The organism is Shewanella sp. Choline-02u-19, assembly GCF_002836205.1.
Lineage (GTDB): Bacteria > Pseudomonadota > Gammaproteobacteria > Enterobacterales > Shewanellaceae > Shewanella.
The window spans coordinates 450,932-464,647 of sequence record NZ_PJBE01000012.1; the positions used below are offsets into that span (position 1 = coordinate 450,932).

The following is a 13,716-nucleotide window of genomic DNA, read 5'->3' on the forward strand; positions in this document are numbered from 1 at the left end:
AACTTGCCGTGGGAAAAGAACCCGTTAACCATCGCAAGTTTAGTGCCAAGAATTTAACGGTTAATACACCGTAAAACCCGATTGAGTAAGCTATTTTCCAAAGTCACTGAGACAAGTTGACGCATGAGTGTAAACATTGTGGTCAATAGGTCTAATATTCGTGAGTCCTCAACTACCCCTTTAGTGCTATATCATTGAGTGGGTAGAGATGAAAAAAAGCAGTGATAGAGTGATCACTGCTTTCATCGGCTTACTTACTGCTGAGATATAGCATGTTTAAAGCTGATTATGCATATCGTTTAATGCTTGATGGAGCAGGTCATCATCGTTCGCTTGATCAACGCTTTGATGTTCAATTACATCATCAAGAGTAGTTAAGTCCTTATGGTGTGCGTCATGCTTGTCGTCATCAAGCAGTGGGTTATCAAACGCATCGACTTGATTGGTATCGAACATATCGGCATCAGGTTCACCACTGGTTAATACCTGCATCTCGGGTAATTCGTTCATCGATGGGTTATCTGTTTTTGGCGCCAGATCTTGATGGCTCATGCCAACCATCTGCAAGTAGTGATCGATAGGGTCGCTTGTTACGGCAGCGCTCACCACCACTGGTGTTGCTGATACTGGCTGCGAGGTTGCTGCTGGATCAGCTTCCGCTTGCTCTGCTGCACTCGCTGTTGACGGTTCTTCATACTCGGTATGAGCTGCTGCATTGAAATCAGAATCATCAGCAACGACGATAGCATCTAGATCTACGCTGACATCAGTAATGAAATCACTTTGGGGTACATCATGAGCATCAGCAGCTGTTGGAGCAGGATGATTGTAGGTTGGAGTGACCGTCATATCGAGCACTTCAGAGCCTAAGGTTAGCTTGCCACTATGACCTGGGCCACGGCTCAATATATTCACCTGAACATGCATGATGACATCATCATGATGTGAGCCCTGTAGCGCCACTTCGAATCTATCTTCATGCACACCAACAGTTGTCGCAGAACCGTGTGGCCCGGTATGAGTATCAGCATGTTCTTGGTAGTTCAATTGACCCGTCTTCGGGTTAATGGTCAGTGTTCCCCACTGGCTGGAGTAACTAGTTTGATAGTGGCCATTAACCAATATTTTCCAGCCTTGTTCAGCAACAGGAACAGGGGTTTGTGTCGGTATTAATGTTGGTACTCCCAAAGATGCACCGATGTGATGGCTGCCGGGTGGTGCGGTTACCACTATGGGTTCAGGTTTAGCACCTGCAGCCATGTTTAAGGCCGAATTCACGTTACCGTGCTCATCAGTCATGACGGCTTTTACTATGCTGCTGGGCGCAACTTCAAGGGCGATACCGTGGGCTAAACTGTTGGCATCTAGTACATGGTCAACGCCATTAATACTAAGATGCTCGCCTATTTTGGCATCAGCTGCAGCATGAATTGTAGCGGTAATCGTCCCTGCATGACCTTGAGCTATTTCCGCTTTGCTGTAGGCGTTATCACTGCCAGGGTTTTCGAAGGTAATGGTTGGCATATCCACTTGTGTATCGGTGGCATAGTGCATGACTTGGCTGGCGGTAGCAGGATTACCAGCAGTATCGATGGTGGTTACGCTTGCGGTGATTGATGCGTTGGAGGCTAGCTCCGCACCTGCGATATTAACGCTGAAGTGACCGCTTTGACCAACGGTTGCGCTATAGCTATGTTGCCCGACAGCAAAGTTGACGATATCGCCTTGGTGGGCATCGCCACTGACTTGACCTGTCACGCTGATATCCGTGCCACTCTCTTGTGCGTTAATCACATTATCGCTAGTGATGTTATCTAACGTAATAGCTGCTCTTGCCTGAGTATCAATTGTAAAGGCTTGGGTGCCAGTGGTGGCACTGCCGAGATTACCGGCGCTATCTGTGGTGATCACGGTAGCTTCAATTGAGTGAATTTGTTGCTGCCCCGAGGCATAAATACTGTGGATATTGGCTCTCATTAAGGTCTGTGCCGGAACGGAAATTGAGTAATGCCCTTGAGCATCTACAGACCCTGTAAGCGAGCTAATCGCTGCGCCGTTGACGCTTAAGCTAATAGCATCTCCCGCATTAAAGTCACCGCTGACTTGGCCACTGATCTCGATATTTCGCCCTGACTCAGCGAGATTAATAATGTTGTCGGCAGTGACCGGGTTTACGCTGATGTGGGGAATCGGATTCTGGGTATCAAGCAATAAATGGGTGGTTATTTCTGGTGTTACGTTGCCAGCAACATCGACCGCGCCTACTTTAATGGGGTAGTTTTTATCTGTGGCCATGTGGCTTTGATGCTCGGAGGCGTTGAGCGTTAGGCGCCAAGTTCCATCTGCTTTAACCGTTGCAAGGTAAACACTGTTGTCATCGAACTTAACATAAACCTGATCGCCGGCTGCAATGTTAGAAGTGGTGCCAGTGATCTCCAGGGATTGATTGTTCTCAACCGTATTGAGTGCATTATCTTTTGAGATCGGATCAACAGCGACTGTTACAGGGGTGGTGTCTAAGGTGTAACTAAAACTGGTGGCTGCCGAGGTGTTTCCGGCAATATCAGTTTGCCTCACTTGCAGATTATTTTGGCCTTCAATAGGGGTAAACTGCGTTGTCCAGCTATGTCCGCCATCGACAGAGTATTCGAGTTTAGCGCCAGCTTCGGCGGCAATATTTAACTGACCATCTTTAGTGATGAGATCGGCATGTTGCCCTGAATGAGCACTGGTATCATGTTGTAATGAAATACTGGGCGCTGCGACTTGATTGTCCAAGGTGAAGCTTAGTTGGGTGCTTGGAGATACATTGCCCGCTGTATCCGTCTGCCTCACTGTGACTGTATTTCGCCCTGATATTGGGGTAAAACTTTGACTCCAATGGACACCGTTATCGTTGGAATATTCAACGTTGGCGCCAGCCTCTTGTCCGGTAATAGTTAATGAGCCATCGTTGGTTATCTGGTCACCAGTAACGCCTGAATCGTGAGTCAGGGATAAGGTTAATGAATTGGCTAGCAGGTCAGCGCTTGGTGCCGTTGCATTGGTCAATGCAGAGATATTGCCTAACCTATCGGTGATACTTGCGATTACAGTGGTGCCTGGGGCAACTTCTACCTCCACTTTGCCTGCCATAAATTCGGCATTGCTGATTTGGTGGCTATTGCCGTTAATCGTGATGCTATCAACAGAGCGAGTATCTGCGGGTAGATGAACGGTTGCAGTGATAGTGCTAACGGCTCCAGCAGCGACCTCTTGTGCATTATAGATATGATCAGCGCCTGCAGTTTCAAAGCTGATAGTTGGCGCACCGGCATAGGTATCTACACTGAAGCGATCAAATATACCTGCTGCACCTGATGGCGTTTGATTACCTGCATTATCGGTTGCTTGAATATAGGCAACGTAAGCGCCATCGAGTAAGTTGCTGGCATCAACACTGTAGCCCCCTTTGCCGTCTAACGTGGCATGCAGGGTTTCAATGATTTGACTGCCTTGTTTTACTACTATATCGACTTGTGCGGTGTCTAAGCTGACACTGCCACTAAATGTTGGTTGATGGACCGCTTCAATCTTTAAATTGACCTTAGCTATGGTGGGAGCGGTGTAATCCACTTCAAGGGATAGGCTTGCATGGCTTTGATTACCAGCCGTATCGGTTGCTTCCACTGTTATTGAATGTGCGCCCTCTGCTAAGTTGCTGGTTGTGAGCTGGTACATCCCGCTAGCATCGGCATATCCTGTGGCAACGGTAGCGCCATGTTCGTCAGTAATGGTTATCGTTGAATTAGCTTCCGCTGTTCCTGTGATAATGGGAGTGTGAGCATTGGTCAGGTTGTCGTGATCTGAGATACCGGAATCGGCAGTCGCTGTTAAGTCTACGGTAGGCACAGCCATACTGGTATCAATCTTGATATCGAGTAGTGGGGACACGACAGGTAAAACAGATGATGGCGCTAATGCCTTGGCAGATAAATTATGGGTACCGTCTGCAAGGCTTGCAAGGTTGGCGCTGTAATCACCGTTGGCATCAGATAGCGCATGGCCAACAGGGGTATTGCCGTCATAAATAGTGACCCTAGAGAAAGGAACATCGGTAGTACCGGTGATTGTTGGCGTATTGTCGTTGGTTAAGTTGTCCGTATTTGAAGTGCCGCTATCACTACTGGCCATTAAGTCTAAATTGACGCTGTTTGCGGGTGGCGTATTAGTGACTCCTGTTGGCGCTTGCGTCGTTAACATTGGGCTTGTGTTAATCGCAGTACTGACAGTGGGTTGGCCACCCGTTATCGCGGGTGCTGACACTGTAGCGGTTACGGTGAAGGTTAAAAACTCTCTTGTTTCACTACCATGGCTATCGCCGACTCGTACTTCAAAGACCTCGTGGCCAGTGTAGGTATGAGTTTGTGGATCGTAACTCATACCTGCTATTGAGTTCGAAGGCTGGTAATTATAGGCACCAGAAACTGAATCAACGCTTATGCTACCAAATTGACCGTGGGGTCGAATGGCATCGTATTGCAGTTGCTGAGCATCACCGTTATCAATATCACTGCCTAAAAGCTGACCGCTAGTATTCGTGGTGCTGTTAAAACTTAAGCTTGGCGCATCGTTAGTGCCATGTATCGTCACCATTAACTCTTGTTCAGTTCCATCGGCCGAATGTACGGTGAACTTTTCGGTTAATTGCTGATTAACTCCTAGCGACTGAATTTCTGAGCGGGCATTATCGACAACATAGCTCCAGCTGCCATCTTTTTGCATGGCTAAACCGCCCATTGATGCACTTCCATCTGATTGCTGGTGAAGGTTTTCTGCTTGAAAGCTATTTTCTAACGTATCGGCATCGGTGACGTTAAGTTGGCCGCTGGCTTGTAAGAATGCGCTATTAACAATATGGCTATCTTCAGTTGCTTGACCTGAGGTATCACCAGAGATGATCGCGAGATCAGCCACGGGTTCGATATGGATAGTGTTACTGGCTTCAACTGAATCGGCGTGGCCATCGTTAACTGTGTACTTGAAATCAACGTCACCATTGAAGTCTTTGACTGGAACAAACTGCATTTTACTTATGTCGCCAGCGGCAATGGTTTGACCGGCAGTAACCGCTTTGCCATCGAGATAAAATGAGCCTTGTGTGGAAGCGTCAGGCGCGCTGGTGATGGCAACACTGTGCAAAGTATCGCCTGAATCAACATCGGTAAAACCTAATTGACTTGCTTGCATTTGATAGCTGACATCTTCTGTACCATGGGGCAAGGTAATAACGGTAACCGTTGGAGTATCGTTAGTGCCGATTACTTTTATGTGCAGATCATAAGGGGTGCCATCTGCGGTATTAACGCGATATACGACAGTTTCAGTTTGGCCTGCAGCAAGGTATTGCAGCGCACTATTTTTGACTTCATAGTTCCAAGAACCTGCTGAACTTATTCTTAGGTGACCCTGAAATGGGTCGCTAATAGCGGTTTCGCCAAATTGACTGTATTGAAAGTGATCTTCTCCAGCATCAGCATCAGCGACATTCAGTTTTCCGCTGGCGATTTGATATTTCTCATGGGCAAAGACACTACTATGAGGAGCATCTTCAACGATGCTCTCTGTGTTGAATTCGGTGACCTTTGCTGCATCATTAACAGCGGCTAGACTTGTGGTTGCACCTGTATGCGTTACGCCACCATGTGGGTCTTTTACATCATAGCTAAAGTGAACTGCACCGTTGTAGTCTTTCTCTGGGTGTAAGGTAAAGGAGCCATCTTTATTGACGGTGATAGTGCCATGATCAGCGGTTAAGTTAGCGACACTTAATTGGCCAATATCATTGTGGTCAATGTCTGTTGCGTTAATCAGTAGGTCTGATTTTGTGAGGTGTATATCCTTGTCTTCGGTACCCGAGCTTAATTGAACTTCTGAGCTGCAATAAGGCACATCGTTGGTTCCGTGGATGGTTATTTGAATTTCATGTTCAGTGCCATCGATTGAGTGAACAACAACCTTATCAAGAGCCGTCTCACCAGCGCCCAATTTTTGTATAACTGCGTTACTTGTATCTATTTTGTATTCCCATAAACCTTTAGGCCCTATGCTGAGATGACCACCAAGATTACTGGTATAGGGGGCCCATTGTGGGTGCATTGCATCTGTGATAAATGACCTAAATTCAAAATGGTTCTCTCCTGAATCGGCATCAGTTATATGCAACTGCCCTTGAGTCTCGATCATATTACCAAACCATGAAACTGCAGGAGAAACATGCCTGTCTTCAGTGACACTACCTGAATCTTGTCCTGTAATAACGGCGTTATCTTGAACAGCTGTTAACGTAGTTGTTGCACCAGTATGAGTTGAACCGCCATGTGCATCTTTTACGTCATAGCTGAAATGTACTTGGCCGTTATAGTCTTTCTCAGGAGTAAAACTAAAAGTACCGTCATTATTGTCAATAATGACGCCGTGATCAGCGACTAAATTTGCAATACTTAATTGGCCCACATCATTGTGATCAATATCAGTTGCGTTGGCGAGTAACTCAACAGTGCTCAGTTGCATGCTAGTGTCTTCAATGCCCGAAGCTATGCGTACTTCGGCGGAAACAACTGGCGCATCGTTGGTGCCATGTACCGTTACGGTAATATCTTGATGTGCACTACCGTCGATAGATTCAACAGAAAAGGTTTTTTGATAAGATTCGCCTTGACCAAGATGTTGAATTTTTGAATTATCGATAGTGTAAGCCCAGTCACCGCGAGGGTTGATGAAAAATTTCCCTCCTTCTGATGTAGAGATATTTTGTGCAATAAAACCTGCTTGATCGTGGTCGGGGTCGATTACATGTAAATTACCGCCACTCCATATTTGATTGGGGTCGCTCGCTGAAGTGCGATCTTCATAGCCGTGGTTAGTGAGACTTGAGCCGGGGGCAACTTCAATTCTTGCTTGGTTATCTTCTCCAATCACTTTCACCATGATTGTCAGCGACTGCCCGTCGCTGGTTTTTATTTCGTAAGGGATCTGCATCGATTCGCCAGTACGTAAACTAGCAATATGGTCATCAGCATAACGATTGTTGGCGGACTGTAAGATAAATTGATAAGAGCCATCAGCGCGAACAGTGAGATCACCAGGGGGAAAACCTTTACCTAAATATGTTCCGCTGTATTCAAAGTGCGTTTTATCACCACTATCTGGGTCGATAAGCTGAAGTGTTCCTCTGTACATATTATGCTGGCTATCGATAGCCTGTGTTTCAGTCATCTGAATGATGTTGGATACGAGGGCGGCTTTATCGTCTGTTCCTTGAATCGTTAAATCTGCTGTTTGTTGGCTTTGGCCACCATGGCCATCTTCGACGAGATAAGAAACTGCAATTTTGAGTGATTGACCATTGGCAAGATGGTTATAAGCTGGGTTTGTAGCATCAATAATTAAGGTATGACCATCAGCAGCTAAAGATAGGCCCGCTGGTAAATGTGCCGTACTCGGTGCACCATCGATAGAATAATACAGTTGATCGATATGTAGCGTATCGCCTTCTATATCGGTGGCGCCTGTTAGCAAGTCTAGGTTATGGCTTGCCCCTTCTTTGATGCTATCGGTTAATGGTGAAACATCAGGATTATCATTGATTGCTGTTAATGTAGTGGATGCACCTGTATGCGCCATGCCGCCATGGAGGTCTTTAACGTCATAACTGAACTGGACTTGGCCGTTATAGTCTTTATCTGGGTGTAAGGTAAAGGATCCATCTTTATTGACGGTGATAGTGCCATGATCAGCGGTTAAGTTAGCGACATGTAATTGGTTTAGGTCGTTGTTATCAATGTCGCTTGAATTGGCTAGTAATTGCGCTTGAGTGAGAATGATGTCGGTATCTTCAGTGCCCGTTGATAACACCACTTCCGATGAACACGTTGGCACATCATTGGTGCCATGAATGGTGAACTCAATGGTATGTTTGGTACCATCAGTAGACTCGATAACGGCACTGTCTTTGAGTGTTTCTCCAGCCCCTAATGCTTGGATTTGCGGCTTAGTGGTATCAATTTCATATTCCCACTCACCGTTTTTAGTCATACTGACCCTACCGCCGAGTTGACTGTGATAGGGCGCCCATTCGGGGTTCGTTGCGACGTGAATGAAGGTCTTAAAATCAAAGTGATCTTCACCTGAATCTGTGTCGGTAATCGTGAGTTGACCACGAGTGTGGATCATATGTGCAGAGGCAGACACATTGGAATAGGGGTTTACATCTTCAGTCACATTACCTGTATCTACGCCAGTGATAATGGCTTTATCGTTACTGCCATTTACCGTAATAGTGATTTGATGTTTGGTGCCATCAACCGACTGCACTGTGACGGTATCGGTTGTGCTTTGGCCTTGTGCTAATGTTTGTACTTTTGGGTTTTTATTATCTAAATCGTAAGTCCATGCACCAGTATCTGTTAAATGCAGGGTGCCGAGAGCGCCGCTAATATCGGTATTTGAAAAATGTGCTTCTCCTGCATCAACGTCAGTAACGGTTAGTTTTCCGCTCGTTTGCAGCTGTGACTCTTCAGTTACATTACCTGTATTGACTCCACTAATGATTGCACCGTCATTGGTACCATCAATTCGAATAATCAGATTTTGAGAGACGCTATTGCCTTTGTTATTGTCCGTCGCAATGATTGGAATAATTAAGGTTTGATGGTCACCTTGTGCTAAATGATCAAAGCTTGGATCCGTAGGGTCTAATGTATACGAGCCATCTGTATTTAAGATAAACCCTGTGTGGCTGAAGTTAGTACTGAAAGTGGCAGTGTCACCATGGTCAACATCGGTCGAAGTTATCTGTCCAGTAATTGGCTTGCTACCTTCATCAACCATCTTCGAACTTATGTGACTCACGATAGGTAAGTCGTTGGTGCCATTTACGCGGATCACCAAGTTCTGCGGCGTACTGTTGCCAGCATTGTTGTCAGTGGCAGTGATCGGAATGATCAGGGTTTCATGCTCACCGACGGCTAAATGATTAAAGCTGGGATCGGTGGGATCAAGTGTGTAGCTACCATCCGGATTTAAACTAAAGCCTGAGTGCCTGTAGTTGGTGGCAAAGGTCGCGCTATCGCCGTGATCGAGATCAGTCGATGCGATCTGGCCTGTTATCTTGGCATCACCTTCATCAACCGTTTTAGAGCTTATCTGACTCACCACAGGTAGATCGTTAGTACCCTTGACTCGGATCACCAAGTTCTGCGGCGCACTGTTGCCAGCATTGTTATCAGTGGTGCTGATAGGAATGATCAGTGTTTCATGCTCACCTACGGCCAAATGATTAAAACTGGGATCGGTGGGATCAAGTGTGTAGCTACCATCTGGATTTAAACTAAATCCTGCGTGGCTGAAGCTAGTGCTGAAAGTTGCTGTGTCACCATGGTCGAGATCGTTTGATGCGATCTTCCCAGTAACGCTAGCGCCACCTTCATCTATCACCCTTGAGCTGATGTGACTCACCACGGGTAGATCGTTGGTGCCATCGATCTTGATAATCAGGTTTTGTGGTGCACTTTGGCCGCCATTGTTATCGGTAGCAGTAATGGGAATGATCAGTGTTTCATGCTCACCTACGGCCAAATGATTAAAACTGGGATCGGTGGGATCAAGTGTGTAGCTACCATCAGCTTTTAGGTTAAAGCCCGCGTGTTGATAGCTGGTAGAAAAGGTTGCTGTATCACCGTGATCGAGATCGCTAGCTGCGATCTTCCCAGTAACGCTAGCGCCACCTTCATCTATCACCCTTGAGCTGATGTGACTCACCACGGGTAGATCGTTGGTGCCATCGATCTTGATAATCAGGTTTTGTGGTGCACTTTGGCCGCCATTGTTATCGGTAGCAGTAATGGGAATGATCAGTGTTTCATGCTCACCGACGGCTAAATGATTAAAACTGGGATCGGTGGGATCAAGTGTGTAGCTACCATCAGCTTTTAGGTTAAAGCCCGCGTGTTGATAGCTGGTAGAAAAGGTTGCTGTATCACCGTGATCGAGATCGGTCGCTGCGATCTGACCTGTTATCTTTGCATTACCTTCATCAACCGTTTTAGAGCTGATGTGGCTGACGACGGGTAGATCGTTTGTGCCATCGATCTTGATAATCAGGTTCTGCGGTGCACTGTTGCCGCCATTGTTATCAGTGGCAGTGATTGGAATGATCAGCGTTTCATGCTCACCGACGGCTAAATGATTAAAGCTGGGATCGGTGGGATCTAATGTATATGAACCATCAGCTTTTAGGCTAAAGCCTGCATGCTGATAACTGGTGGCGAAGGTTGCCATATCACTGTGATCGAGATCGCTAGCTGCGATCTTCCCAGTAACGCTAGCGCCACCTTCATCTATCACCCTTGAGCTGATGTGACTCACCACGGGTAGATCGTTGGTACCGTTGATACGGATAATCAGGTTCTGCGGTGCACTGTTGCTCGCATTATTGTCGGTAGCAGTGATTGGAATGATCAGCGTTTCATGCTCACCGACGGCTAAATGATTAAAGCTGGGATCGGTGGGATCAAGTGAGTAACCGCCATCAGAGTTTAAGATAAATCCTGCGTGGCTGAAGCTAGTGCTGAAAGTTGCTGTATCACCGTGATCGAGATCGGTAGCTGCGATCTGACCTGTTATCTTTGCATTACCTTCATCAACTGTTTTAGAGCTGATGTGGCTCACCACGGGTAGATCGTTAGTGCCGTTGACTCTGATGATGAGATTTTGCGGTGCACTGTTGCCCGCATTATTGTCGGTAGCAGTGATTGGAATGATCAGCGTTTCATGCTCACCAACCGCTAAATGATTAAAGCTGGGATCGGTGGGATCAAGTGAGTAACCGCCATCAGAGTTTAAGATAAATCCTGCGTGGCTGAAGCTAGTGCTGAAAGTTGCTGTATCACCATGGTCGAGATCGGTCGCTGCGATCTGACCTGTTATCTTTGCATTACCTTCATCAACTATTTTAGAGCTGATGTGGCTGACGACGGGTAGATCGTTAGTGCCGTTGATGCGGATAACGAGGTTTTGCGGAGAACTTTGGCCACTATTATTATCAGTGGCTGTAATCGGAATGATCAGGGTTTCATGTTCACCAACAGCTAAATACTCAAAACTTGGGTTGGTGGGATCAAATGTGTAACTGCCATCGGTATTTAAGTTGAAACCCGCATGCTGATATGTGGTGCTGAAGGTTGCGCTATCGCCATGATCGAGATCGTGTGACGCGATCTGGCCTGTCACCTTTGCGCTACCCTCATCAACGATCTTAGAGGTAATATGGCTGACAACGGGCAGATCGTTAGTGCCGTTAATGGTGACAATGATCTTCAGCTCTGTGCCATCGATGCTACGAACCAACAAAGTATCAGTAACGGTTTCACCCGTTTTAAGGCCTTGGATCTGTGGATTGCCGTTGTTGCTGGTGTAAGTCCAATGGCCATTATTATTGATACTTAGCTCGCCATATTGGCCTTGCAGGTGATCTGCTGTGAATTGATCTTGACCAGAGTCGGGGTCAGTAACCGTTAACTGACCATCGGCGCGCAAAGTGCCGCCACTGGCGAGGTCTTTATCTTCAGTCAGGCTTGCAGTTGAAGTTCCGCCAATGAGGGCTTTATCATCAGTGCCGTTAATGGTGACAGTAATTTTCTGCTCGGTACCATCTACTGAATGCACTAACAAAGTATCAGTAACGGTTTCACCCGTTTTAAGCCCTTGGATCTGTGGATTGCCGTTGTTGGCGGTGTAAGTCCAATGGCCGTTATTATTGATACTCAACTCGCCATATTGGCCTTGCAGGTGATCTGCTGTGAATTGATCTTGACCAGAGTCGGGGTCAGTAACCGTTAACTGACCATCGGCGCGCAAAGTGCCGCCACTGGCAAGGTCTTTATCTTCAATCAGGCTTGCAGTTGAAGTTCCGCCAATGACGGCTTTATCATCTGTGCCGTTAATGGTGACAGTAATTTTCTGCTCGGTACCATCTACTGAATGCACCAACAAAGTATCAGTAACGGTTTCACCCGTTTTAAGCTCTTGGATCTGTGGATTGCCGTTGTTGGCGGTGTAAGTCCAATGGCCGTTATTATTGATACTCAACTCGCCATATTGGCCTTGCTGGTGATCTGCTGTGAATTGATCTTGGCCAGAGTCGGGGTCAGTAACCGTTAACTGACCTGTCGTTTTTAATTGCTCGCCATTTTGATCAATAAATACGTCTTTATCTTCTGTAATAGAGCCCGTCGTAGTGCCAGCAATTTGAGCTGATTCATTGCTGCCGTTAACTTGCACTGTAATTTGTTGTGATACGGGCAGACCCGAACTATCGGTCGCCGTTACGGTAAAGGTTTCTGTGGCGCTTTGGCCTTGATTAAGCGCAAGAGTATTAGGGTTTTGATTATTTAAATGGTACTGCCAACCACCAGTATTGGGATCAATAGTTAGTGATCCCATTTGACCTTGGCCATTGGTTACTGCCCAGCTAACACTATCGCCATGATCCGAGTCTGTTGCGATTAAGCTACCTGACGCAGTATCGATTGCTCCGTGCTCATTCAACGCCGCATGATGAGTACCTGAAATAGTCGGTAGATCATTGCTGCCTTCAACCTCCACTGTAATAATCGTTTCAACGTGATTTCCTTCGGCATCCGTGGCGGTAATGATAAATTGCTCAGTGTGATGTTCGTTTTCAGCTAAAGCATTTGTGGCAGCAGAAGCATTATTGAGTTGGTAGTGCCACTGGCCTGTGGCGGGGTCGATGTTAATTAATCCAAATTGCCCCTGTGAGTTGGCGATACTCCATTCTATTTGAGCTGCGTTGTGGCCTTGAGCATGTAACGATCCTGATACCACATCAGTGCTAGAATCTTCTTTAACTTGCTGAATTTGTTGTTGACTATTAATAGCCAATGGCTTTTCATGCGTGCCAGTGCCAGTGCCAGTGCCAGTGCCAGTGCCAGTGCCAGTGCCAGTGCCAGTGCCAGTGCCAGTGCCAGTGCCAGTGCCAGTGCCAGTGCCAGTGCCAGTGCCAGTGCCAGTGCCAGTGCCAGTGCCAGTGCTTATTAAGCTGGTTTTACTCTGCAGCTCAGTGACTTGATGCACACCAGTATCGGTTGTCATAGCAATGGTAAAATGAGGCTGGTTATGTTCATTAGCGGTAAACGTTAAAGGGTGAGCAATAGTGCTTAACACTGGGCCTTTGCTAGAGCTTGCATGAAAATGCGCCCCTGCACTTAAGCCTGTAGTCTCGCTAGAGCCTTGAGGACGTTTACTTGCCGTTTGCTGAGTTTGTCCATTTTGTGATGTTTCTAGGGCGGTTAAATTGTCTTTGCTAGTTTGGGCTGTAGATGACTGTTCTTGTAACGCTTCACTATTTGAACGTTGTGATTGATGAGAGTCATCGAGAGGTGAGGCGTCATTGTCAGCTGTACTTGAATCGTCTTTTACTGTGGTGCTGGCAGCACTCCAAGATTTATCAGCGACCAGATCTTTATTGCCGATAGTACTGGCTTTAGCGCCACTATCTCGAAGTTCTTTAGCTTTTAAACGGGCGACGTCCTTATCAAGCTGTTTAGCCTTTTGTTTGGCTTCCAATTCTCTTTGTTTTTTCTCCGCTTCAATGGCTTCTGGTGTCTTAGTATTTGATGTGGATTTTTTATCGTCATGACTCATTATCTACTTCCT

General features: G+C 46.5%; 1 protein-coding gene. It reads right to left on the reverse strand.

Translation table 11 applies throughout. The features are described 5' to 3' along the window. Positions 1-276 precede the first annotated feature (276 nt). Positions 277-13,704: a VCBS domain-containing protein gene (locus CXF83_RS04105; RefSeq protein WP_101097980.1), complete on the reverse strand. Its 13,428-nt coding sequence runs from the start codon at positions 13,702-13,704 to the stop codon at positions 277-279. Between the last annotated feature and the right edge of the window lie 12 nt (positions 13,705-13,716).

Bases quoted from the DNA above. Each gene is read 5' to 3' on its own strand.
- CXF83_RS04105 (WP_101097980.1), bottom strand. From the start codon at position 13,704: ATGAGTCATGACGATAAAAAATCCACATCAAATACTAAGACACCAGAA.